Source organism: Castellaniella sp. S9, assembly GCF_027257175.1.
GTDB lineage: Bacteria > Pseudomonadota > Gammaproteobacteria > Burkholderiales > Burkholderiaceae_B > Castellaniella.
On record NZ_JAPFGD010000009.1, the window covers coordinates 121712 to 145379 of the forward strand.

The 23668-nt window shown below is 63.5% G+C and carries 27 protein-coding genes; 19 read left to right on the forward strand and 8 right to left on the reverse strand.

What is annotated here, in order from left to right; all coding sequences use genetic code 11:
• Positions 1–12 precede the first annotated feature (12 nt).
• The 16 genes from OOZ48_RS15220 to OOZ48_RS15295 all read left to right on the forward strand — a co-directional run bounded on the left by OOZ48_RS15220 (position 13) and on the right by OOZ48_RS15295 (position 14037).
• Positions 13–396, forward strand: a complete 384-nt coding sequence (locus OOZ48_RS15220) for an integrative conjugative element protein, RAQPRD family (protein ID WP_012112331.1) — start codon at positions 13–15, stop codon at positions 394–396.
• Positions 393–626, forward strand: coding sequence for a TIGR03758 family integrating conjugative element protein (locus OOZ48_RS15225; protein ID WP_012112332.1), 234 nt, complete (start codon positions 393–395; stop codon positions 624–626). Before OOZ48_RS15220 ends, OOZ48_RS15225 begins: the two co-directional genes overlap by 4 nt.
• A gap of 16 nt (positions 627–642) precedes the next feature.
• Complete coding sequence (locus tag OOZ48_RS15230; protein ID WP_012112333.1) at positions 643–1002, forward strand: TIGR03745 family integrating conjugative element membrane protein; 360 nt, start codon at positions 643–645, stop codon at positions 1000–1002.
• A gap of 11 nt (positions 1003–1013) precedes the next feature.
• The gene (locus OOZ48_RS15235) at positions 1014–1424 is read left to right on the forward strand and encodes a TIGR03750 family conjugal transfer protein (protein WP_012112334.1); all 411 of its coding nucleotides are present in this window, start codon (positions 1014–1016) and stop codon (positions 1422–1424) included.
• Positions 1421–2110: a PFL_4703 family integrating conjugative element protein gene (locus OOZ48_RS15240; RefSeq protein WP_012112335.1), complete on the forward strand. Its 690-nt coding sequence runs from the start codon at positions 1421–1423 to the stop codon at positions 2108–2110. The genes OOZ48_RS15235 and OOZ48_RS15240 overlap by 4 nt, the downstream gene beginning before the upstream one ends.
• Positions 2107–3033: a TIGR03749 family integrating conjugative element protein gene (locus OOZ48_RS15245; protein WP_012112336.1), complete on the forward strand. Its 927-nt coding sequence runs from the start codon at positions 2107–2109 to the stop codon at positions 3031–3033. Before OOZ48_RS15240 ends, OOZ48_RS15245 begins: the two co-directional genes overlap by 4 nt.
• Positions 3023–4432: a TIGR03752 family integrating conjugative element protein gene (locus tag OOZ48_RS15250; protein ID WP_269499716.1), complete on the forward strand. Its 1410-nt coding sequence runs from the start codon at positions 3023–3025 to the stop codon at positions 4430–4432. The genes OOZ48_RS15245 and OOZ48_RS15250 overlap by 11 nt, the downstream gene beginning before the upstream one ends.
• Positions 4413–4862, forward strand: a complete 450-nt coding sequence (locus tag OOZ48_RS15255; protein WP_012112338.1) for a TIGR03751 family conjugal transfer lipoprotein — start codon at positions 4413–4415, stop codon at positions 4860–4862. The genes OOZ48_RS15250 and OOZ48_RS15255 overlap by 20 nt, the downstream gene beginning before the upstream one ends.
• Positions 4862–7732 (forward strand): conjugative transfer ATPase, encoded by a 2871-nt coding sequence (locus OOZ48_RS15260; protein WP_012112339.1) that lies wholly within the window; start codon positions 4862–4864, stop codon positions 7730–7732. The genes OOZ48_RS15255 and OOZ48_RS15260 overlap by 1 nt, the downstream gene beginning before the upstream one ends.
• A 12-nt stretch (positions 7733–7744) precedes the next feature.
• Positions 7745–8509: a DsbA family protein gene (locus OOZ48_RS15265; RefSeq protein ID WP_113934405.1), complete on the forward strand. Its 765-nt coding sequence runs from the start codon at positions 7745–7747 to the stop codon at positions 8507–8509.
• A gap of 184 nt (positions 8510–8693) precedes the next feature.
• On the forward strand, positions 8694–9188 hold the full coding sequence (locus tag OOZ48_RS15270; protein WP_012112341.1) for a JAB domain-containing protein: 495 nt from the start codon (positions 8694–8696) through the stop codon (positions 9186–9188).
• A 159-nt stretch (positions 9189–9347) separates the two neighbouring features.
• Positions 9348–9794 (forward strand): TIGR03757 family integrating conjugative element protein, encoded by a 447-nt coding sequence (locus OOZ48_RS15275; protein ID WP_012112342.1) that lies wholly within the window; start codon positions 9348–9350, stop codon positions 9792–9794.
• Complete coding sequence (locus tag OOZ48_RS15280; protein ID WP_012112343.1) at positions 9791–10738, forward strand: TIGR03756 family integrating conjugative element protein; 948 nt, start codon at positions 9791–9793, stop codon at positions 10736–10738. The genes OOZ48_RS15275 and OOZ48_RS15280 overlap by 4 nt, the downstream gene beginning before the upstream one ends.
• A 9-nt stretch (positions 10739–10747) precedes the next feature.
• Positions 10748–12142: an integrating conjugative element protein gene (locus OOZ48_RS15285; protein ID WP_012112344.1), complete on the forward strand. Its 1395-nt coding sequence runs from the start codon at positions 10748–10750 to the stop codon at positions 12140–12142.
• Positions 12139–12498: a hypothetical protein gene (locus OOZ48_RS15290; RefSeq protein ID WP_012112345.1), complete on the forward strand. Its 360-nt coding sequence runs from the start codon at positions 12139–12141 to the stop codon at positions 12496–12498. Before OOZ48_RS15285 ends, OOZ48_RS15290 begins: the two co-directional genes overlap by 4 nt.
• 15 nt (positions 12499–12513) lie before the next feature.
• Positions 12514–14037: a conjugal transfer protein TraG N-terminal domain-containing protein gene (locus OOZ48_RS15295; protein ID WP_012112346.1), complete on the forward strand. Its 1524-nt coding sequence runs from the start codon at positions 12514–12516 to the stop codon at positions 14035–14037.
• A gap of 6 nt (positions 14038–14043) precedes the next feature.
• Here OOZ48_RS15295 and OOZ48_RS15300 read toward each other — a convergent pair whose 3' ends face one another.
• Genes OOZ48_RS15300 through OOZ48_RS15310 form a run of 3 tightly spaced genes read right to left on the reverse strand, consistent with a single transcriptional unit; the run spans position 14044 to position 15206 of the window.
• Positions 14044–14403: a DUF3742 family protein gene (locus tag OOZ48_RS15300; RefSeq protein WP_012112347.1), complete on the reverse strand. Its 360-nt coding sequence runs from the start codon at positions 14401–14403 to the stop codon at positions 14044–14046.
• Positions 14404–14430: 27 nt separating this feature from the next.
• Positions 14431–14889, reverse strand: a complete 459-nt coding sequence (locus tag OOZ48_RS15305) for a type II toxin-antitoxin system YhaV family toxin (RefSeq protein WP_012112348.1) — start codon at positions 14887–14889, stop codon at positions 14431–14433.
• On the reverse strand, positions 14889–15206 hold the full coding sequence (locus OOZ48_RS15310) for a type II toxin-antitoxin system PrlF family antitoxin (RefSeq protein WP_041536097.1): 318 nt from the start codon (positions 15204–15206) through the stop codon (positions 14889–14891). The genes OOZ48_RS15305 and OOZ48_RS15310 overlap by 1 nt, the downstream gene beginning before the upstream one ends.
• 302 nt (positions 15207–15508) lie before the next feature.
• On the opposite strand from OOZ48_RS15310, the gene mobH reads away from it, so the two are divergent.
• On the forward strand, positions 15509–17371 hold the full coding sequence (gene mobH / locus OOZ48_RS15315) for a MobH family relaxase (protein ID WP_269499717.1): 1863 nt from the start codon (positions 15509–15511) through the stop codon (positions 17369–17371).
• On the opposite strand, the gene OOZ48_RS15320 is transcribed toward mobH, so the two are convergent.
• Both OOZ48_RS15320 and OOZ48_RS15325 read right to left on the reverse strand, forming a co-directional pair.
• A complete protein-coding gene (locus OOZ48_RS15320; protein ID WP_312483800.1) occupies positions 17313–18866 on the reverse strand; it encodes an MFS transporter in 1554 nt (517 codons plus the stop codon). The genes mobH and OOZ48_RS15320 overlap by 59 nt on opposite strands.
• Positions 18867–18877: 11 nt before the next feature.
• Entirely contained in the window at positions 18878–19366 is a 489-nt protein-coding gene (locus tag OOZ48_RS15325) for a GlcG/HbpS family heme-binding protein (protein ID WP_269499719.1), read from the reverse strand.
• A gap of 113 nt (positions 19367–19479) precedes the next feature.
• Here OOZ48_RS15325 and OOZ48_RS15330 point away from each other — a divergent pair, with 113 nt between their 5' ends.
• Positions 19480–20415, forward strand: coding sequence for a LysR family transcriptional regulator (locus OOZ48_RS15330; RefSeq protein WP_269499720.1), 936 nt, complete (start codon positions 19480–19482; stop codon positions 20413–20415).
• 310 nt (positions 20416–20725) lie between these two features.
• Here OOZ48_RS15330 and OOZ48_RS18580 read toward each other — a convergent pair whose 3' ends face one another.
• The 3 genes from OOZ48_RS18580 to OOZ48_RS15340 form a co-directional block, all read right to left on the reverse strand.
• Positions 20726–21106 carry an alpha/beta fold hydrolase gene (locus OOZ48_RS18580; RefSeq protein ID WP_199856242.1) on the reverse strand — a complete coding sequence of 127 codons (381 nt, stop codon included), beginning with the start codon at positions 21104–21106 and terminating at the stop codon, positions 20726–20728.
• Between the two features lie 416 nt (positions 21107–21522).
• A complete protein-coding gene (locus OOZ48_RS15335; RefSeq protein ID WP_079391026.1) occupies positions 21523–22284 on the reverse strand; it encodes an SseB family protein in 762 nt (253 codons plus the stop codon).
• 2 nt (positions 22285–22286) lie between these two features.
• On the reverse strand, positions 22287–22553 hold the full coding sequence (locus OOZ48_RS15340) for a BPSL0761 family protein (protein WP_044305148.1): 267 nt from the start codon (positions 22551–22553) through the stop codon (positions 22287–22289).
• A 64-nt stretch (positions 22554–22617) separates the two neighbouring features.
• On the opposite strand from OOZ48_RS15340, the gene OOZ48_RS15345 reads away from it, so the two are divergent.
• Positions 22618–23523: an IS3 family transposase gene (locus OOZ48_RS15345; protein ID WP_036211117.1), complete on the forward strand. Its 906-nt coding sequence runs from the start codon at positions 22618–22620 to the stop codon at positions 23521–23523.
• Positions 23524–23668 lie beyond the last annotated feature (145 nt).

Here is a 23668-nt window from a genome sequence, read left to right on the forward strand (position 1 = left end):
AGGAATGGCGCGATGGTGGCTTCAACCTGGCTGCGCGCCGCGCATCGCGGCGTGCCCACTTTTCTCGTGACGGCCCTCCTGATGGGTCAGTCCCCGATGGCGGTGGCCGAGTCCCCGGCACAGCGCCAGGAACTGGCCGGCGCGCTGCGCCAGCTCGACGCGCTGGAGCGCACCGTGACCGACAGCGCCGCGCACACCGCCGTCATTCCGGGCGAGCGCTACCACTTCGACTACCCGCGGCTGCTGGCCGACCTGGCCCGCGTGCGCGCTGGCATCCAGGCCCATCTCACACCGTCGCGCGCTCAGCCGCGCGACCCCTCCGAACTGGCCGGCGACTATCGCACCGAGCGGCCGGCTGAGCCGCTGCCGGCTACGACTGCGGAGGGCAAGCCATGAACGGCGCCCAGGTCTCGGCTTTTCAAGCCAATAGCGGCATCGCGCCTTCCGCGATGGCGACCGTCCTGGTCGGTGTCGTGCTCGCGGTCCTGCTCGTCTGGGGCGTCTGGGCCATCCGAACGGCCTACGTGGGGTGGTCCGAGAGCCGCCTCAACCAACGCCAGTTCCTCGGCGTCTGCATCCGCTTCGTCGCGATGTACCTCGTCCTGACTTTCTTCCTCCTCTCCTGACCTGAAAGGCCTGACCATGCATAACCGCATCCTCACTTCCCGTTTTGCCCAGCGCGCCGCCGTGGCCCTGGGTGCAGCCGCGCTGCCTGCGCTGTCGTACGCGCAGGGTCTGCCGCAGTTGGAGAACCCGACTCGCGGCACGGGCAACGGCATCATGGAGACGATCCGCAACTACGGCTACGACATCATCATGCTCGTGGCCCTCCTGGTGGTGGCGTCGATGTTCATCGGTGTCTGCTATCACGCCTACGGCACCTACGCGGAGATCCACACCGGCCGCAAGACCTGGGGCCAGTTCGGCCTCACGGTCGCCATTGGCGCCGTGCTGCTCGTGATCGGCATCTGGCTGCTCACCGAAGCCACCGGCATCCTGTAAGCGAGGTCGGTATGTCCGAGCAGCAGCACGTCCGTGCGGACGGGACGGTCACGTTCCTTCCACACCGGCTCAACCGCCATCCCATTGTGGTGCGCGGCCTTACCGCAGACGAACTGTGGATCTGCTGCGGCTTGTCTGGCGGCGCCGGCTTGCTGATCGGCGCGCCGCTGTCCTGGGTGTCCCGCACCATTGCGCTGGCGCCCACATTCATCGTGCTGGGCGTGGCGTTTGGTGTGTTCGTGGGCGGCGGTATCCTACGTCGGCTCAAGCGCGGCCGTCCCGACACCTGGCTGTACCGGCAGTTGCAGTGGCGCATCGCCACGAAGCATCCGTTGGCTGCCGGCTGGGTGGGCGGCCACGTGCTGATCTCGCGTTCCGGCTTCTGGACCACCCGAAGGTCTGTTGCAAGGGGGACGCGATGAGCCGTTTCAAGAACGAGATCACCCACCTGCAGGCGCACATTAAGACGCTGCGCCTGGGCGCGGGCGCGCTGGTCATCGTCGCGCTGGTCATGGGTGGCGGTTGGTGGAGTGCCCCGCGCGATCTGACCATCCACGTCCCGCCTGACCTGCGCTCCGGCAGCACCCGCAAGTGGTGGGAAGTGCCACCCGAATCGGTCTATGCCTTCACGTTCTACGTGTTCCAGCAGCTCAACCGCTGGCCGACCAATGGCGAGGAAGACTACCCGCGCAACCTGCACGCGCTCTCGCCATACCTCACGCCAGCCTGTCACGCCTTTCTGCGTGCCGACTACGACTACCGGCGCAGCACCGGCGAGCTGCGCCAGCGCGTGCGCGGCATCTATGAAATCCCGGGCCGTGGTTATGGCGACGATCCCACCGCCCGCGTGCGCGTCGTCTCCGACCGCGACTGGGTGGTGACGCTAGACATCAGCGCCGACGAGTATTACGGCGCTGAGCAGGTCAAGCGCGCCCTGGTGCGCTACCCCATCAAAGTCACGCGGGTGGACGTCGATCCCTCACGCAACCCGTTCGGCCTGGCGCTCGATTGCTACGACGGCACGCCCCAGCGCATCAACGTCCCGGAGCCGACGCGCCCGACATCTGGCAGGTTGCCTTCGCAAGCGCCTCAAGGAGAAACCCCATGAAGCACTCCTTACAGCATTACTCCCTCGCCTTGCTGGGGCTGCTGGCCGTGGCCTTGGCATCTGCGGCCCAGGCGGTGGAGATCCTGCGCTGGGAGCGCATGCCGCTGGCCGTTCCCCTGAAGGTCGGCCAGGAGCGCATTGTGTTCATCGACCGGAACGTGCGCGTGGGCGTGCCGGCCGCCGTGGGCGAGCGCCTGCGGGTGCAGAGCGCGGGCGGCGCGGTGTACCTGCGCGCCAGCGAGCCAATCGAGCCCGCACGGCTGCAACTGCAAGACGCCGACACGGGCGCATTGATCCTGCTGGACATTGCGGCCGAGCCGCCCAAGGACGGCGAAGCGGAGCTGGAGCCGGTGCGCATCGTCGAGGGCAATACCGCTTCAGCGCGCTATGGCGGTCAGCCAGCGGGCGCCGATAAAGTGTCGGCACGCTCTGGTGATTCGACGGGCGCGCCGCCGGCCCGGCGCGAAACGCCGGTCGCGGTCGTGCTGACGCGGTTTGCCGCGCAGAACCTGTACGCACCGCTGCGTACGGTTGAGCCACTTGCGGGCGTGATGCGCGTCAACCTGCGCCGCAACCTGGACCTCGGCACGCTGATGCCGACGTTGTCGGTGCGCGCCGTCGCGCTCGCATCCTGGCGCTTGGAGGATCAGTGGGTCACTGCCGTGCGTCTCACGAACAGCAGTGCCGCCTGGATCACGCTCGACCCGCGCGTGCTGCAAGGCGATTTCCTCACCGCCACTTTCCAGCATGAGGCGTTGGGCCCGCGCGGCACACCGGAGGACACCACCACCGTGTACCTGGTAACGCGCGGGCGGGGCCTTGCGCAATCGCTGCTGCCCGCCATTCACCGCTTCGACCCGGCCGTGCATCTGCCGCAACCGAATGCGGATGAGAACGGCAAGGAGGCCCGTCATGCGCAGTAACGGACTCCTGAAGTGGCTGATGATCCCAGTGGCCCTCCTGGTGCTGTTCATCGGCGTCCGTCTGTTCTCGGGCGGCGGACCTTCGACACTTTCCCAAGCCGACGCGGGGAGCCAGCTCACGCCCGAAGAGATGAAGGCGCTGGGCATCGAGGGCGATACCCCGCGCGATACCGTCGCCACGCTGGTCGCGCAGGTCAAGCAACTGCGCACCGAGCTTCAGACCGCGCTGTCCGACAACAAGTCTCAGCGCGAGGAAAACCAACGCCTGCGCCAGCGCGAGAACTCGATCGATCAGCGCATCAACGCCGCGCTCGAAGCCGAGCGTTCCAACCTGCGGCGCGACCAGCAGCAAGCCGCGAGCGAGCGCCAGCAAACCGAAGGCTTGCTCGCGGACTTGCAGCGACGCCTGGAGGCGATCGGCGGTCGTGGCGGCGGCCATGCCGACCTGCCGGTGGGCCTGGGACTGCGCGACGGCGACGAGGCCGGGATGGAAGGCGGCGTGCGCTGGGTGGAACCGGACGACGCGAAGAAGGCTGAGGCGCGCGGCTCGTCCAGTGGCGCCATGAGCTTTCCGACGAGCTTTGGACCGGCGCAGCGCACGCTGGAAACCACGGCGGAAACCGTGGCGAACGCGGGCGCACGCGCCGCCGGCGTCAAGACCGCCAAGGCTGTTTATACGGTTCCGACAAACTCCACCCTCATGGGATCGGTGGCGATGACCGCGCTAATCGGCCGTGTGCCGATCGACGGCACCGTGAACGACCCGTACCCCTTCAAAGTCCTGGTGGGCCCCGACAACCTCACGGCCAACGGCATCGATATTCCCGACGTGGCGGGCGCCGTGTTCAGCGGCACAGCCTCGGGCGACTGGACGCTCTCGTGCGTGCGCGGCCAGGTGCGCAGCATTACGTTCGTCTTTCATGACGGAACCATCCGCACCATTCCCGAGGACCGCGAGGGCAACCAGCAGAACAACCAGCAACGCGATGGCCTGGGCTGGATCAGCGATCCCTATGGCATTCCCTGCGTCAGTGGGGAGCGGCGCAGCAACGCCCAGCAGTACCTCGGTTCGCAGGCCCTGATCACCGCGGCCGGTGCCGGCGTGGCCTCGCTCATCGAAAGCGACAGCGGCCAGATGTCCTACGTCGGCTCGGACGGCTCCATCGGCACTGTGGGCATCAGTGGTCAGGAGGCCGTGGGCCGGATTCTCGCCGGTGGCGTCCAGGAAATGTCGAACTGGGTCAACAAGCTCTACGGGCAGGCCTTCGCCGCCGTCTATGTGCGGCCCGGCGCGAAAGTCGCTGTCCACCTCGAAAAACCCCTTGCCATCGACTTCGACCCCGAGGGTCGCAAGGTCGATCACCGCGCAGGAGAAAGCCATGCTCTCGAACTTGACTGACTTGACCCGTGGCCTTGCGCTGGCCGTTGCCGTTGCGGTGCTCGGCGGCTGCGCCACCAGCAAGGAAAAGCTGCTGCCCCACGGTAGCAGCACGATGATGGACATTTGGCAGCAGGAAGCCGGCGACGGTGGCGGCGGTGCTGGCCAGGTAGCGCGCAGGCAATTGCTCGATGCGCGTCAAAGCCTGCGTCGGCCGCTGACCGAAGCGGACGTGCAGGCCGCACCTTCTGAGCAGATGCGCTACACGCGCACGGCGCGCAACGAAGTCTATCGCCAATTTCAGCGCCTGCCGAATCCCGACCTTGTGATGTATGTGTTCCCCCACCTGGCGGGCACCGACCCCATACCTGTGCCGGGCTACACGACCGTTTTCCCCCTGTACCAGCGTACCCAGTACGCCATGCCGGGCGAGCGCGTGGAGGATTATTGATGCGCTGGAAACTCTCTTGGCCGAAGCTGGCCGCATCCAGTGCTGGCGATGAAGAGCAACCGGACGGCTGGAAGCGCCATGTTGAGGCCTTGCGCCAGGCCGGTATTCCCGAACCCGGCTCGGCGGTCCGCGGGCGCAGGTCGGCAACGGTGGCCGACGAGCAGGCGCTGTACGACGTCGCGCCTTCGTTCGTGGAACTGCTGCCTTGGGTGGAGTTCCTGCCCGAGTCGAAGGCCATGCTGCTGGAGGACGGGCAATCGGTCGCGGCCTTCTACGAGTTGGTGCCGCTGGGCACCGAGGGCCGGGAACCCGGCTGGCTCGCACATGCCCGGGATGCCCTGGAGAATGCGCTGCAAGACAGCTTCGATGAATTGGACGAGCACCCCTGGGTACTCCAGCTCTACGCCCAGGACGAGGCCAGCTTCGACCAGTACATGCAGACCCTGCGCGACTACGTGCAGCCGCGCGCACGCGATACAGCTTTCACCGAGTTCTACCTGCGCTTTTTCGGTCATCACCTGCGCGCGGTGGCCAAGCCGGGTGGCCTGTTCGAGGACACCGTGGTCACGCGCCTGCGCTGGCGCGGCCAAAGCCGGCGTGTACGGATGGTGGTCTATCGGCGTTCCAGCGGACAGGCGAGCCGCCGTGGCCAGACGCCGGAGCAGATGCTCAATATCGTCTGCGATCGCCTGTGTGGTGGCTTGGCCAACGCCGGTATTCAGGCCCGGCGTATGGTCGCAACCGACGTTCACGACTGGCTGCTGCGGTGGTTCAACCCCAATCCCGCGTTGCTCGGGCCTGCGGTCGAGGACCGCGAGCGCTTCTATGCGTTGGCACGCTATCCCGATGAGACCGAAGACGGCGAGATCGAACTGGCGAGCGGACGGGATTTCAGCCAACGGTTGTTCTTTGGGCAACCGCGCTCCGACGTAGCGCGCGGTACCTGGACCTTCGACGGCATGCCGCACCGCGTGCTGATCACCGACCGGCTACGGATGCCACCCGGCGCCGGGCATCTGACCGGAGAGACCCGCAAGGGCGATGCGATCAACACGCTGTTCGACCAGATGCCCGAAGACACCTTGATGTGCCTGACGATGGTCGCCACACCGCAGGATGTCCTCGAATCGGATTTGAATCACCTGGCGAAGAAGGCCGTGGGCGAAACCCTGGCATCCGAGCAGACGCTCAAGGATGTGCACGAGGCCCGTTCGCTCATCGGCAGCGCGCACAAGCTCTACCGGGGCACGCTGGCGTTCTACCTGCGCGGGCGTGACGAAGCCGAGCTGAACCGTCGCGGGCTGGATCTGGCGAACGTGATGCTCAACGCCGGCTTGCAGCCGGTGCGCGAGGACGACGAGGTGGCGCCGCTCAACAGCTACCTGCGCTGGCTGCCGTGCTGCTACAACCCCAGCCAAGACCGGCGCAAGTGGTACACGCAACTCATGTTCGCCCAGCACGCGGCGAATCTGTCGCCGGTATGGGGCCGTGCTCAGGGCACCGGGCACCCCGGCATCACGATGTTCAACCGCGGCGGCGGCCCGATCACTTTCGACCCGCTCAACCGCCTGGACCGACAGATGAATGCCCATCTGTTCCTGTTCGGCCCAACCGGCTCGGGCAAAAGCGCCACGCTCAACAACCTGCTGAACCAGGTCACGGCCATCTACCGGCCGCGGCTCTTCATCGTGGAGGCTGGCAACAGCTTCGGTTTGTTCAGCGAATTTGCCAGGCGTTTGGGTCTGACGGTCAACCGCGTGAAGCTGGCCCCTGGCTCGGGCGTGACCCTGGCGCCGTTTGCCGATGCGCGCCGGCTGATCGAGACACCCAGCGACGTGCAAACGCTCGATGCCGATGCGCTGGACGAAGAGCTGCCACCCGATGCCTCGGCCATGGAGCCGGACGAGCAACGCGACGTACTGGGCGAGTTGGAGATCACCGCGCGGTTGATGATCACAGGTGGGGAAGACAAGGAAGAAGCCCGCATGACGCGGGCCGACCGCTCGCTGATCCGCCAGTGCATTCTGGATGCTGCCGAGCGCTGCGTGGCCAAGAGGCGCACGGTGCTCACGCGTGATGTGCGTGATGCGTTGCGCGCGCGGGGCAACGACAGCACGCTGCCAGAGATGCGGCGCGTGCGGCTGCTGGAGATGGCGGACGCAATGGACATGTTCTGCCAGGGCACGGATGGCGAGATGTTCGATCGGGACGGTTCCCCTTGGCCCGAGGCCGACATCACTCTGGTGGATCTCGCGACCTATGCTCGCGAGGGCTACAACGCGCAGCTCTCCATCGCGTACATCAGCCTGATCAGCACGGTGAACAACATCGCCGAGCGCGACCAGTATCTGGGCCGACCGATCGTCAATGTGACCGACGAAGGCCACATCATCACCAAGAACCCGTTGCTCGCGCCCTACGTCGTGAAGATCACGAAGATGTGGCGCAAGTTGGGCGCGTGGTTCTGGCTCGCGACGCAGAACATTGACGATCTGCCCCGTGCCGCAGAACCCATGCTCAACATGATCGAGTGGTGGATCTGCCTGTCGATGCCGCCGGACGAGGTGGAGAAGATCGCGCGCTTTCGCGAACTCTCGCCCGCGCAGAAGGCGTTGATGCTTTCCGCACGCAAGGAAGCAGGGAAATTCACCGAAGGCGTGATCCTGTCGAAGTCGATGGAGGTGCTGTTTCGGGCCGTACCGCCAAGCCTCTACCTCGCACTCGCGCAGACCGAACCCGAGGAGAAGGCCGAACGCTACCAGCTCATGCAGCAGTACGGCATCACCGAACTGGAGGCGGCCTTCAAGGTGGCCGAGAACATCGACCAGGCACGCGGCATCGAGTCGCCGGCCCTGGACCTGCCGCAATAGCCGGAGAACGCCATGGAGCCGAAACGTCCCTTCATTCCGATGCAAGTGCAGGCGTTCCGTCGCCATCGCTCGCGGAAGCGCTGGATCTGGGTCTCGGCCGCTACGCTGGTCGCGCTACTGCTGATCTGGCTCGTGTTCCAGTCGTCCGGCGAATCCTTAACGCAGTCGTCCGCCCCGGACAGCGCTGCGCAGGCGGCGGGGCCGCCGTGGCAGATGGGCAACCAGGACGGCCGCTTTACGCTGACGCTCTATGCCGACCTGGAATGCCCGTTCTGCCGGGATTATTTTCCGAGGCTCAAGCAGTGGGTGGGAGCCAATACCGACGTTGCCTTGCAATGGCATCACCAGCCGCTGGCCGCGCATGAGCCGGCCGCGTCCGCCGAAGCACGCCTGGCCGAATGCGCCGCTGAGGTCGGCGGGCAAGCTGCCTTCTGGCGGGCCATCGAATGGGTCTATGCCCATACACGCAGCGACGGCCAGGGCTTGCCCGACGGCCTGAGCTATCCAGACCTTACGCCCGCCATCGAGCACTGTCTGGCAAGCAAGCGGCCGGATGCGGTGATCCGCGCCCAGGCCGAGGAAGCCACGAAGGGCGGCGTGACCGCCACGCCATCTATCCGGCTGCATGATCGCCAGACCGGTCAGGCAATCCTACTGCAAGGGCCGATCGAGGGCGACTCCTTGCTTTCGGCCATGGACATGCTGTCGGCTGACGACTCGGCCGCCGCACCGACCACCGAAATGCCTGCCGACGTTGTCGGCGACATGCCCAGGTAGCCTGCGGTCCTTGAGGCTACGGCGCAGTCCTCTGCGCTGATCGCTACCCGTTCGCCTCGCATCCTGGCCGCGAACGATCACCGCACCCGCGGTGGTGGATGCATCATGTTCCGTTGTTCCCATCCCCAGGAGGGCTTGCCCTCCCTGGGCATGCGCCTCCGATCTCATCACCCGGAGGTTCGTCATGTCTTTCGTCGTCAATGACTCCTGCGTGGAGTCGCTTTCCGTCGTCGCAGCCCAGCACGAAGACTGGATCATCCAGCAAGCCATCGCGCTGCTGGAACAGCGGGTTTTCAAAGCCGGCCCCCGGCTCGACCGGCCAGCAGCCGTGCGGGACTACCTGCGTCTGAAACTGGTCGCCGAGCCCAACGAAGTATTCGTCGTTGTGTTCATGGACAGCCTGCACCAGGTGCTGGCCTACGAGCCGATGTTCAGAGGCACGATCAATTCGGCCACGGTGCACGCGCGTGTCATCGTGCAGCGTGCTTTGGAGCTGAATGCCGCCGCGGTCATTCTTTCGCACCAGCATCCCTCGGGAGCCACTGAGCCGTCGAGCGCCGACCGCGCGCTGACCCAGCAACTGCAGGCCGCGCTGGCGCTGATCGATGTTCGGGTACTGGATCACATCATCGTCGGCCAGGGAATTCCGTACTCCTTCGCGGAGCACGGCCTGCTGTAGCACATCGCTTCATTGATCACAGCGGGGGCTTCGGCCTCCGCTTCTTCCTTGCCGAGAAGCAAGCAGGTATGCGGGGTGTCCGCGATGCGCATTGTTTGTGGGGGCCGGACCGGGTTCGGCGTTTGACTATGGCCCTGATCAACTTCCGGGGCACGCGTCATGCCAGCATCTTTTCCCAGGTCCGCTCCAAGCTGGCGAGCCCTTGGCCTGGCCGTTGTACTGCCGGTGTCCTTGGGTGTCTTCAGTCCGGCCACATTCGCTGCCGATGTGCTGGTCATCACCGACAGCCGCCATCCGGTCAAGACTATGGGCGGCGAGCGGCTGATCGAGCTGGACGAAGCGTACCGGATTGAAGCGGAGCTTTCTGCGGAACTGCCCGCCGAACCCGAACAGGCGACCGCCCTCGTCAAGCGTCGGCTGAACAGCGGCGGCACCGACCTCCAACGCCGCATCGCTTCCGCCTACCAGGGCGTTGCCGACGCATGGAGCCTGGGCATCACCAGCATCCCGGCCGTCGTGGTGGATCAACGCTACGTCGTCTATGGCGAACCCGATGTGGCCCGCGCTGTCGCGCGCATCGAGCAGCACCGGAGGGCCCAGCCGTGACCCGCCCATTCGACCTGATGCGCCGCTTGCGTGCTGGCGTGGCATCCGTGCTGCTGCTCAGCGCCACGGGCAGCTATGCGCTCAACACCGCAACCATCGTCGGCTCGGTGGCATCGCCAGACTGCCTCGAATACCGCGTCGTCGGGATCTGCTACTGGCTGTACTGCACCTGGACCGGCTGCACGGTGCGCACGTCGGTCAAAGTGCGCCACTACATCCCGGATGCGGTCGTCTCCAGCTACAGCAATACCGGAGAAAACCCCTGGGCCGAGGTTCGGGCGATGAGCACGCCCAATCCTTCAGCTCAGGCCGGTGGTGACGGCACCACCAACGAAGACCACGAGAACAACCTCGCCAAATTCAAGAACGCGGATGTCATCGGGCATCCCGGCGTCGAGGTATTCAACCAGTTCGTCTCCTCATCGGGCTACTTCTGCGAGGGCGCGGGCACGGCGTTCATGCCGTATCTGCTCAGCACCTTGGACACGCTGGCCTGGCGCTACAACGTGCCCGAGATGGCCTACCCGGAGGCACTGATCCCCGGGACGCGCGAGATCGGCGTGCGCTCGACGTTGAACCTCTGGGGCAACGTGTATCCGCGCGGCGGCTTCCTGCATCAGACAGACGACCACAAGGCTGGTGCCGTGGTGGCCCAGCGTGCGGGCGATGTCGTCACTCGCCGCGGGCAGTTGCACGTGTACCAGCCGCTGCTCGCCAACGCCCGTGATGGCTACTGGCCGGCTGGCGAGCTGGTCGAAGGCGACGCCTCGACGGGCAAGTGGCAGGAACTCACACCCGTCCTGTCATCGTCATGCTCGGTCTTCCCGCGCAACGGCTCCCTGACACAGGCCCAGCAAGGCGATTACGCGTGGGCGCTGTGGCGGCCCTATGCGTGCTGTGAACGCCGTGGGCAGGTGTTTCTTGGCAGCGTTGATTTCCTCTGAGGTGCCACGATGAAGCGTCCTGAACCGACGAATCTCTCCACCAGGGCGTACCGCCTGCTGCGTCCGACGGCACTGGCCGGCGCGCTCGCCCTGGGCTGCGGCCTGGCATGGGCACAGGCCGGATACCAGAACAGCGGCCCCGTCGTCGGCGATGACGTCATGTACTCGATCGGCGGCGGCAGCGCAGTGTCCATGGGCCGCGCCGCCGGCATGCGTTCGATCGGGGTCGGCGTGGGGTGGAACAGCAACCTGATCTGCGGTGACATGAGCCTTCAGACCACCCTGCGCAATCAGCTCAATGGCATCACGAATGGTTTCCAGCAGATCATGGGTAACGTGATCCAGAGCGCCACGAGTGCCGTGGCATCCCTGCCGGCGCTGATCATCCAACGCGCCGATCCCGGTTTGTACAACTTGCTCACGAATGGCGTGCTGCAAGCGCGGCTGGATTTCGACCGTTCCAAGCTGACGTGCCGCGCCATGGCCGAGAAGATGGCCGAGATGGCGGGCGGCCAGCTTGGCTGGAGCCAGATGGCCGAAGGCATGGCGCTGCGCGATGCGGTGTCGAGCACGGACGCCGTGTCGGCCATCGAGCAGGCCGAGACGCGCCGGGGCAATGATGGCGTGCCCTGGGTGGGCGGCAGCAATGCCGGTGGCGCAGGCCAGCCGGCTATTCGGGTGGTCGGCGATGTCACTCGCGCGGGCTACAACCTGGTCAACGGCCGTGGCGTGACCGACACGTCATCCATCGCATCAGCCAGTTGCGTGAGCCTGTCGTGCCAGACCTGGACCTCGCCGCAGCAGGCGATCGAATGGGCCACACGGGTCCTCGGGGAGCAGGAGCAGCGCACCTGCGATGCCTGCACCAAGACCGAGACGGTGCCCGGCGTCGGACTGACGCCGCTGATCCAGGAAGAATACGAGGTGAAGCTGGAAACCTTGCAGGAGCTGATCTCGGGGACGCGCAACACGACCTTCGAGAACCTGCGCGAGGCCGGCAGCACGTCGCTGCCGATCACGCGCGGCGTGATCGAGGCACTGCGCGACGAGCCGGACCAGGACCTGCTCGCGCGACGCCTAGCGTCCGAGGTCGCGCTCTCGTCGGTGCTGGAGAAAGCATTGCTGCTCCAGCGGACCCTGCTGACGGGCAAGAAGGAACCCAACGTGGCGGCCAACCAGTTGGCGGTCGAGGCGGTGAACCACGAGAGCGACACGCTCGACCGCGAGATCCGCAACCTCAAGACCGAGCTGGAGCTGCGCCGCGAGCTGGCCAACAACTCGCCGATGGCCATCATCCAGCGCCACGGTACGCGCGCGGCGGGTTCGCGCGGCGTCTATGAGGGGGACCCGGTGCCCGACCGCCTCGACCAGTTGCAGAAGGGCAACCCGGGAGGCCGGCCATGAGTCCGCGCGCGAACTGGCTGGGCCGGCTGTTCAGCCGGCACGCGGTGAAGGCGCTGCTATGGACGGTGGTGATCATCGCGGCTGCCGTGGGGGCCAACGTCGTCGGCATCTACCTGGTCGGCAGCGTTGACGGCTGGGAGCAGTGGCTGGCCGCCACTGCGGGCTACTTCCTGGTGTGGCGGCTGTGCCTGTACGGCGCGACAGCCTATGGATGGGTCTGGATGCGCCGCCGGTTGCTGGCGCGCGAGGCCCAGAACGGCGCGGATGGGCAGGCACGGCGCCGCCTGGTGCGCAGCGAGATCGCTGGCGTCATCGCAATCGTAGCGCTGGAAGCCAGCCTGCTGATGCAGGGCTGAGGGGAGATTCAGGCAATGACGCTTTTTACGACCGACTACCTGGAGTACTACCTCACCCTAGTCTCCTGGATCGTCCATAACGGAATCTGGGCCGTGCTGGTGTCCAGCGGGGTATTCGCGTTGCCTTTCGTGGCGATCATCGTGCAGGAATGGCTCAAGGCACGCGCGGAAGGCGCGGACGAGGGCAACAAGGGCGTGCTGTCGGCTGCGCGCATTGAGAACCGGGTGTTCGTCGCCATCGTGGTGGTGATGTTCGCTGGCATTCCGTTCATCGACGTGGACCTCAACACCATCCAGTACGACAGCTCGCGCTCGGCGCAGTGCCAGGTCAGCGTGCCGCAGCCTACCGGCACGGGCTGGTCGCAGTCCTTCTCGACGCTCAACAACCAGAGCGCCAAGCTGCCGGTGTGGTGGGCCTTCATGCACGCGCTCTCGCGTGCGGTCACGGGAGCTTCCGTGGCGGCGATCCCTTGCGGCACTGATTTGCGGCAGATGCGGATGGAGATCGACGCCACGCGCATCGACGACCCGGTTTTGGCTCAGGAGGTCGCGGATTTCACGCACGACTGCTACGGGCCGGCCCGCGCCAAGCTGTTCATGCAGCGCCCGAACCTCGATGAGGCGCAGATGCACGACGTGACCTGGATTGGCTCCCGCTTTTTCACGGACACGGCCGGCTACTACGACAACTATCGGTCGAGCACGCCACGCGATGACTGGCCTTACGACAGTGACCGTGATGCTGGGCTGGCCCAAGTGTCCAGCGGCGGTGGCTATCCGACCTGCAGGCAATGGTGGGCCGACGGCAGCAATGGCTTGCGCGCGCGGCTGTTGGGCCAAGTGGACCCAAATCTGCTCACGCGGGTGGCGGGCTGGGCCGGGTTTCTGAGCCGCGCCGAGGTGGACGACTCCGTGATCCGCACCATCGCTTCACCGAGACAGCAGAAACTGAACCAGGGGAGCGTCTATACGGACTACGGTGGCCAGATCGACAAGACCTTGCCGAACGTCATCACGCGCGCGGCCGGCGACGTAGGAATGGCAGTCGGGGGAATCGCAGCGTTCCCTGCCATGGACGTCGTTCGCCAGGCGCTGCCCATGGTGCTCGCCTTGCTCAAGATGGCGCTGGTCATCTGCATCCCGCTCGTGCTGGTCATTGGCACCTATGACCTGAAGACGGTCGTTACCGTCAGCGTCGTGCAATTCGCGCTGTTCTTCGTGGATTTTTGGTTCCAGCTCGCACGCTGGATCGACAGCACTATCCTCGACGCGCTCTATGGGTGGGGCTGGGGCTGGAACCGGCCGCACAACAACTTTGATCCACTGGTCGGGTTGAACAATGCGTTCGGCGACATGCTCCTGAACTTCGTCATGGGCACAATGTTCATCGTAATGCCCACCTTCTGGGTCATGGCCTTGGCTTGGGCAGGCGTTCGCGCCGGCAACGTCCTTCAAGGCCTCGCTGGAGCCACGGGAGATGCCAAGGCTGCAGGGGGTAAAGGAGGAGGTATTGCGCTCAACGCCGTGTCGAAAAAGTGAGTGCTGCTAATCATCCTCGACATGTGGATCAACGCGAAAGCCGTCATAGGTGTACAGGCCAAATCCCGCAGGCCCGTTTCTCCATTCCGGCTCGGGTAACTCGTGATCCAGATCAGCATTGCGGGCCATCCAAGCGGCAGCTATTGCGAACACCAGCAGCAGAGCCAGCCAGAAAGTGGTGTACAGGAGCACACCGAGCACGGCCAACTTGACCAACCACAGCAGCGCGGTGGCACCAGCCACCGGCACACCCTTGGAAACCAGCCAGTTCGACACTCGCCGTTCGCTGCGGGCATAGGCCCGCCACCCGCGGCCGACGCTGCGGCCAAGCCGTTCTGCGGTGCTGATGCGTGTTGTCGTGCTCATGGTCGTCTCCTGCTACATGGGGGATGCCTACTTCAGTTTGCTCCAATCCTGCTTGCTTGCCAGTACCAATGCGTTCCAGTCGTCCGGCGGATTTCCCCGCCCCAACATCTTCTCAAAAACGGCGTAGGGGTCTGACTTGCTGCCCGACGACCGCAATGTCTGCTCATCGTTGACCCAGGCGTAAACGATGATCTTCGCCTTGGAGTCGTACCGGAAGAACAGCCGGAACCGCCTTCCGATCTTGGCCCGTCGCCAGTGGCGGTGGGCCGGCCCCAAGGTATTGCCCTGGCGGTATTCGTCGCGCGCCGGATCACTCGGCACCACATCCAGCATCAACTGACTCAAGGCCCGGAAGAGCTTGACGTTGGCGTTGGACTCGAAGCCATTCGGATCGTTCTCCTGCGCGCGCCGGGCGGCTGCATGCAACTTCTGCAACTGCTCGATCACGCAGTCATGGAATAGCAGCGTCCAGCCATGCCGTTGCATCAGAGCGCCACTTCCCCGTCGATTTCCTCGTCCAGCTTCACGCCGTGCCCCGCGTGCTTCAGCATGGCGCGAGCCAGATCCTCGGGCAGGCCTTGGACGTTCCGGCCAGCCTCGATGTCGCGGGCCAGCAGGCTCAGAAACGCACCGATGGCGGGGTCCTCGTGCTCGGCGTCGGCACGGGTCACGACGACTTCGCCGTCACGCAGGTCAAATGCGACTTTGCCGCCGGCATCGACACCGAGCGCTTGCCGGATGGGCTTGGGCAGAGTGATCTGGCCCTTGGAGGTCAGTGTGGCAACTTCATGAATGACAGGCATGGCCGTTCTCCTGATAGAGATGCCTCTATGGTAAGGAATATTCCTTACCTTGTCAATGTGATGCCTCATGGCGTTCTCCCGTCCAAGAATCGCCCATCGTAGGCCGGGAATAGCGAGCCTTCATGCATCAATCCGACCGCCCGCACCCCGCATTGGCGATGGACGATCGATGCCCGGCGTCCTATACCCAAATGGTTAAAGGCCAAAGGGCCGAAAGGGCAAGGGAATGGGGCGCAAGGGGAAAGGCCCTACCTGAAAAGGCGAAAAGGCCTTCCGGTCGGCCCGCCACCAGGACACCCTACATGCTCTCACTGTTCCAGCGAAAACGGGCCTCGGCCGCTGCCGCTCCGCCGCCAACACCCGCCACCGATCCCCCGAAAGGGCGGCTGCGGCCCGAGTCGGCCGCATCGCTGCTGGCGACACCGCGCCGGCAGAAGCTACTGGAGCACATCTGGCAGCGCACGTCGCTGTCGCGCAAACAGTTCGCCACCCTGTACCGCATGCCGCTGGAACGCTACGCCGAGCTGGTCCAGCAGTTTCCCGCATCGGAGGCCCATCACCATGCGTACCCCGGCGGCATGCTGGACCACGGCCTGGAGATTGTTGCCTACGCCCTCAAGCTGCGTCAGTCGCACCTCCTGCCGGCCGGAAGCACCCCCGAAGACCAGGCGGCTCAATCCGAAGCCTGGACCGCCGCCGTCGCCTACGCGGCGCTGCTGCACGACATCGGCAAGCTCGCCGTCGATCTCCACGTCGAGCTGGCCGACGGCAGCACCTGGCACCCTTGGCACGGCCCCCTGCGCCAGCCGTACCGCTTCCGCTACCGCGAGGACCGCGAGTACCGGCTACACAGTGCCGCGACAGGCCTGCTCTATCGCCAACTACTGGACGCCCAGCTTCTGGACTGGCTCAGTGGCTACCCTGCATTGTGGGGGCCGCTGCTCTACGTCCTGGCGGGCCAGTACGAGCATGCCGGGGTACTGGGCGAACTCGTCGTGCAGGCCGATCGCGCCTCCGTGGCCCAGGAACTGGGCGGCGATCCGGCGCGTGCCATGGCCGCACCCAAGCACGCATTGCAACGCAAGCTGCTGGACGGGTTGCGCTACCTGCTCAAGGAAGAGCTGAAGCTGAACCAGCCGGAAGCCTCCGATGGCTGGCTCACGGAAGACGCTTTGTGGTTGGTCAGCAAGACGGTCTCCGACAAGCTGCGCGCGCATCTGCTGTCCCAGGGCATCGACGGTATCCCGGCGAACAACACCGCCGTATTCAACGTGTTGCAGGACCATGGGATGTTGCAGCCCACGCTGGACGGCAAGGCAGTCTGGCGCGCGAGCGTCACCAGCGCGACCGGCTGGTCCCATTCATTTACCCTGTTGCGCCTCGCTCCCGCGCTGATCTGGGAATCCGGCGAGCGGCCAACGCCCTTTGCGGGCACGGTAGTGATCGACGCGACGCCCGCAGAGAACGACGCAGGTGCGCCGGCCACGCCGCCTGTGGCCGGTGTACCACCGTCCCTCGATGGCCAGGAGATGCCGCCTTGGGAGAGCGGCAGCACCGTCGCTGCTACGCCGCCCGCAGTCGACCCCATGCCGGACGTCATGGAGGACATGCTGGCGATGGTGGGCATGGACGACTTGTCCAGCGCCAAGGAAGAGGCGCAGTTCGTCTCAGGCAAGGCGCCTGCCACACCTCCCAAAGCTCTCACGCCAGCGAGGGCCGCAGCGCCACCACCATCGCCCGCGCCCCCGGCGGCACTTTCGTCCTCCGGGGCACAGCCATCCGGCGAGCATTTCATGGCATGGCTGAAACAGGGAGTCGCCTCGCGGCGGCTCATCATCAACGATGCGAAGGCGCTCGTGCATACGGTCAGCGACACGGCCTATCTGGTCAGTCCGGGGGTGTTCCAGCGCTATGCGCAGGAACACCCCCAGGTGGAGTCCCTTGCCAAGCAGGATGCGCAGCAAGACTGGCAGTGGGTGCAGAAGCGTTTTGAGAAACTGCAACTGCACCGCAAGCATCCCAATGGCCTGAACATCTGGCCATGTGAAGTGACAGGACCCAGGAAGTCAAGGCGTTTACATGGTTACCTTCTGTCCGATCCCCACCTCATCTTCGTTGAAGTCCCACCTGACAATCCGTACCTATCTCTCGGCGTCGCATCGTGACGAACACGACCACCGCCGAAGCAAGCGCAATGATCGCTGCCGTCAAAAAGGCGTGTGAGAATCCCGCGCTATAGCCATGCTGTGCAAGCGAAGTAATCGTGGCCGCGAGGTCGGGTGGATAAGCCCCGACGGCACGCTCAAGATCTCCCGCTGCGATGCTGTCGACGAATCCAGGCTCTACCGGCAAACGCTCCGCTGCCATTGCCTGTTCGAGCGCAGAGCGTACGCCACTGGCTAGCACCGCCCCCAGTCCGGCAAAACCGAGCAGAATTCCAGAGAAACGTGACGTAGTGCTAATGCCGGATGCCATTCCTGCCCTATGCCTGGGTACCGTGCCCATGATGGCCTTCTGCGTTTCGCCGTTGAGCAGCCCGCCACCTGTTCCCAAGATTGCCATCCCGACGATCAGCAACAACTCTCCCGGTTGTCGGGCGGCGAACATCATGGTCAAGTTCCCCAGTGCAACGATTGCGAGACCCAGAGTCAAGATGCGTGAGCTGTCCAAATACGGCGAGAGTCGCCGGCCGACTTGCGGAAAAATCAGCATGGCAAGAGCAAAGGGCAGCATGCCGATCCCCGCCGCAAGTGCTCCATTGCCACGGCCGTTTTGCAGAAACAACGGCAGCAGCGATGCCATGACCTGGGCCGACGAGGCGTAGGCGAACATCGCCAACACCGCTCCCACGAAGGGCCAAGCCGTGAAAAGCTCAAGATCGAGCATTGGATGAGTGCGACGCCGTTCAACCCAGACAAAGACAGCGAACAACAACAGGCCGCCCGCAATTCGCAACAAAACTGGGCCGCTCATCCAACCGTGGCTGGGTCCGACGATCAGGGCCCAGGTGACACTAAACATTGCTAGTGCGAAGAGAACGATTCCTGGGATGTCCAAGGTCCGCGGTGTTGGGTCACGCGACTCCTCCACCAGCGTAAGTACCGCTATCGCAAGCAGTACACAGATCGGAAGGTTGATGTGGAAAGCCCAGCGCCAGCCGAGCACGCTGCTGATCGCTCCACCAATCAGCGGCGAGACGACCATCGTGAGCCCCATGATGCCACCCCATATCGCCCACGCACGGCCACGTGCGTTTTCATCGTGGAATGTGTGTCCGATGATGGCCAAGGCAGGGGCGAGAAGGAACGCGGCCCCAACTCCCTGAACCGCCCTAGCCAGATACAGTCCCGGTGCCGAAGGCGCCAGACCACAGGCCAGCGATGCAATTGCAAAGAGTGCTATCCCGAAAAGAAAAACCCTTCGTCGGCCATAGCGGTCAGCGATGGAGCCGGCGGGAAGGAGTAGGGCTGCGAAGCATAGAACATAGGTACTGATGACCCACTCCACTTCGGCAAACGAGGCCTGTAGATCCCTGGCGATGGTTGGCAGAACGATACCAACGACGTTTGTGTCGAGGACGGTCATTGCGCAGCCGGTTGACGCGACAAAGAGAATTGCGGTCTCTTTCCTCATCGCGGGGCGGGTAACTGAATTATTCATCGTGGGATCGGCTATTTGAGTGCCGCTATGCCGGCTTGGGCGATTTCTTCATCATGCTGGGGGGTGTCCGCGGATACTCCGATGGCCCCAACAGTGTGTCCGTTGACGACGATAGGAAGTCCGCCACGCATCAGGACGAAACCTTGGGCAGTGATGGCGGCAGGTCGAGAACCGTTGATCGCATCCTCGAGCGCACCGCTGGGACGTCGAAAGAGCGCAGCGGTGCGCGCCTTACCTGGAGCGAGTTCTACACCTGCAGGCACAGCCGCGTTGTCCATGCGAAGCAGAAGGATGGGCGAACCGGAACTGTCGACAACGGCAATTACGCACGGCCAACCAGACGCTTGTGCCTTGGATTGCGCAGCTGAGAGGACCTGTTGTGCGGCAGCAAGGGTGAGCACCGGCTGGCTAGGCAACTCGACTGCGGCCGCCGGCAACGAAGCCAGTGCAAGTGAGCCAGCAAGCGCAAGTGCCGCTGTCCGATGTGAAAAACGAGACATCACGAAACTCCAATGAAAGTAGATTCCTGTCATTGAAGCAGGGCCGACAATTCAGTTCAATAAAGCAGTTTGTTAAGATAATTCAGTAAAAATGAATAGAAAACTCGATAACCATGGACATCCGTCATCTCCGCTCGTTCGTCACGGTTGCAGAAAATCTGCACTTTTCACGCTCTGCTGAGCAGCTTGGGCTATCTCCCCCGACATTGACTGCGCAGATTCAGGAAGTCGAACGCTTGTTGCAGGCGCGGCTGTTCAATCGAACAAAGCGGTCAGTCAGCTTGACACCTGCTGGAGAAGCCTTCCTGACGGAAGCGCGCGCTACCCTCGAGCAACTTGATAGGGCGATCCACGTGGGCCGCCGTGCCGGTCGCGGCCAAGTCGGAAGAGTGGAGATCGGCTATGTGGGTTCAGCAGCCTTCTTCGGAGTACTCCAGGACCAAGTTCAGCGATTTCGCAATCAATGGCCTGACGTCATGGTAAACACAAAGGAGTTCCCAACCGACCAACTCACGACCCTCCTTGAGGAAGGCAGAATCGATGTGGCCCTTGTCCGGACGCCTGTGCTCCTGCCACCTTCGATCTCAAGCCATATCCTGGCACGAGACCGATTCTGCTTGGCTCTGCCGGCAGACCACATCTTGGCCCAGACGCCCAGTGACATTCATCCGCGGGCACTAGCGAACGAGTCGTTTGTGGTTCCGGAGCAGGCGCTGGGACTGCGCGAGGTGGGTAAGCGCGGGAGATTCAATCCACATATCGTCTCGGCCCCTGGAACTTTGGTTGCGGTGCTGACGCAGGTGGCGCTTGGTGTGGGCGTTGCGGTCATTCCCAGTATCTTGACCCAAATCATCCAACTGCCGAATGTGTTTTACAGGGAGATCTCTGGACCTGCCATTACCTCGGAGGTGGAGGCGTTATTTCGACGACATGAGCGACTGCCGACTGTGCGCAACCTTATCGGCCAAATACTCGAGACCGACGCAAGCCTGTGGAAAGCAGGGTTTCCGCAAAGTATGCAGATCAACTGCCCTAAACAGAACGCTTAGCGCCACTGCAACTGTAGGAAACAGTCACGACTGACGAAAGATAGGGAGCGGCAATTTTTATTCTTCGAGAAACGTTGAGAGATACTGGTTGAACACGGCCGGTTGTTCGAGATACAGCAGATGACCGGTATTCCGCAACAACACCATCGAGGATCGACGAATCAGTTTGTGCATCTTTTGAACGCAGTATTCGGACACGAAGCCATCGTGCATGCCACGCATTAAAAGCGTCGGTGCCATGACGCGCGACAGCACCGCGCGCTGGTCGTATTCGATGCGCTCACTGAAAAGCCCCTGTATATGCGCCGCATTAAATTGCGACGCAGCGCGCCGGAAACCGTTCGCTATGGTTGAATAATCCCCGTACGCCCATCAGTCCGATCAGTCGGTCCGCCCATAGTTGCCGTCCGCCCGGTTGCCCGAGCAGCGCGTAGCGCTTCAGCTTCGCACGCTCGAGGTGATCAGGTGGCCCCAGGCGTGCGAAAGCATTGACAACGACCAGTCGCCGTACGCGCCGTGGCATCTGTGCTGCCAGGTCCAGGCCGACTCGTGCGCCCTTGGAAAGTCCACACATGTCCGCCGTCTCGATGTCCAAGTGCTCCAGCAAGGCTGCGAGCACATCCCGGTACACGGCGAATGATACATCCAGTCCCTCTGATTCGCCGTGGCCTAGAAGCTCCAGGCAAACCACGCGGAACTTGAATGTCTACATTTCATCAGCAGGAAGCTTGCCGCGGGGATCGCGACCAGCCCCTACAGCAGCCTTATCCATATAGAGGGTCGGCAGGGATTCGTGAGAAAAACAGCCGAATCGGCTCTAACACCATGATTCAACGAGGAAACACCCCTTGACGTCAGGCAGTTCGTGGATTACAGACCTAGGCTTGATCGAACCAGAAGCCGCGTGACACAGGCATTCTTGGAGTACTGCTCAGGAAGGCTCCGACCATCGCCTGATCCATTGCAGTAGTTCCTCGTGCGGGATCGTACGTCCAGCGTCGACGTCGGCCATACCCTCGCGGGTCCGCCGATCCTTCTCTTCCTCGGTCAATTCCGGAAGGAGTGCTAGTAGCTTGTCTTCAGGGCTCATAGGCCGATGAGCTGCGCTCAAGTTGGCTTGATTCTCGTGAATATGGGCAGGATCTGGGGATCATCCAAGCCCGCCAGCAAAGGCAGCGATACGTCATGGACCGCCAAGTCGATGATTACTTCCAAATCTGAGCATAAGGGCTGTATGGCGGTGGTCACCAGACGAGCCGCCCGCTCGGCGAAAGCCAGGTCGACCACGAGCCAGATCAACAGACCGGGAGGCTGTTCGACGCCCCCTGACGAGTGAGTTTCCAGGAGATACGCCGACGAGACGAAGTCGGCGTGCTCAAGGCTGCCGCTGATGGCCGGAGCGAGCCAAGCCGGTGCGGCCTGGGCAGGCCTCACCGCGAACTCCGCCGGCGCCAGCCGTTCCACCCTGGCCAGAAAGCCCGTATCCAACAATGTCGCAACCTCTTCCGGGTACAGGACAACGCCGCCGTCGTTGGGATTGAGCATCAACGTCGCGCCGCGAGTACCGGTTAGCAGCTCACGGCCTGAAACTCCCAGAATTCTGACAGCAGCCGAGCTGGCCGCCTGCGCCTTGTCGAGCGAGGTAAAGAAAGGGATCGCATCGAAACCGTCAGGATGGCGGAACTGGACGAGGCGCAGTGTCCGCGCGTCGTCCGAGACGGGCGCATGCACGTACACGATCGCATCCATCAGTCGCTTGAAGAATGCGCGTTCCTCGGCTGCACTGTCGCGGGCCCGTTCAAAGGAAGCCTCCAGCGCTGTCTCCGCAGACGTAGTCCCTCTTCCACGCGGCCTGCTCGGTTGCTTCATGGTCAGATGCGATGAGGGCCAAGCGGGTACCCGGAGAACCAATCCGCCTCGATCTCGCTGCTCAGGTAGGGCCGTACGAAGGCCGACTGGGTCAGCGCTCGCAGCCGCTCTTCGTGCTCAGCAATCGCCTCGATGTCGCTGACGGTTGGATAGTGCCGCAGCAGTCGATATGCCTCTTGCCGCACCTCTTTCGGCACGGCTTGGCTGGCCGCTAGCTGCCTGAGGAATGCGCCCGCCTGCAGCACATTGCGGGTGCGCTCAGATGGCATCGTGGAGTTACCAGCATCTTGTGGACAGGTCTAGCATCCATGCGATCAGCGGGAGGCAAGCATCATGTCTTCGAAGAAGGTTCCAAGCCGGACTCGGCGGGCTTATCAGTTCATTGAGTCGCATCGGAATGAGTTCAGCGTTCAGATGATGTGTCGGCTGCTTGGAGTTGCTCGTGCTGGCTACTACGCTTGGCTCGATCATCCGGTGTCCGATCGAGCCCAGGAAGATGCGCGCCTGCTACGTCTCATACGATCATCTTTCACCGCAAGTCACGGGATCTATGGCGCCCCCAGGGTGCTGCAGGATCTACGCGAACGCGGTGAGAAATGCAGCAAGCACAGGGTTGCACGCCTCATGCGCGAGAACGGCCTCCAGGCGTTACACGGCTACCGCATACGTCATATCCCGGTTGCAAAGCCGCACGCATTGATCCCTAACGTGCTGCAGCGTCAGTTCACGGTGTCGAGGCCCAACGAGGCCTGGGTTACGGACATCACCTACATCCGTACCTGGCAAGGATGGCTCTATTTGGCCGTCGTCGTGGACCTCTTCTCGCGCAAGGTCGTAGGCTGGGCCGTCAAGCCGACGATTCATCGAGAGCTGGTCCTAGAAGCCGTCTTGAAGGCCGTTCGTGCTCGGCGCCCAAGAAAGACCCTGATCCACTCGGATCAGGGAACGCAGTATGGAAGCGACGCGTGGCGACGCTTCTGCAAGGCCAACCATCTTGAGCCAAGCATGAGCAGGCGGGCGAACTGCTGGGATAACGCAGTTGCCGAGTCTTTCTTCGGAAGCCTGAAGAAGGAGCGCATCAAGAAGCGCATCTACGCGGACCGCCAAACGGCTGCCTTGGACGTATCCGAGTACATCGAAGGCTTCTACAATCCGATCCGTCGGCACAGCTACCTCGGTGGCGTTAGTCCCATCGAGTTCGAAGCGGCACATCGGTCCCGCCGCTCAGGTGTCCACTAAATCCTGGTAACTCCAATCGTTGCAGGTGCTTGGAAACAATTGCGATGTGGTGCCCTGGTGTGTAGATTTCAAGGGGACGCCACAAGTACTCTTGATTAGCAATGTCCCTCAGCCCACCTGATCATCTGCAACGGGCAAGCGCACG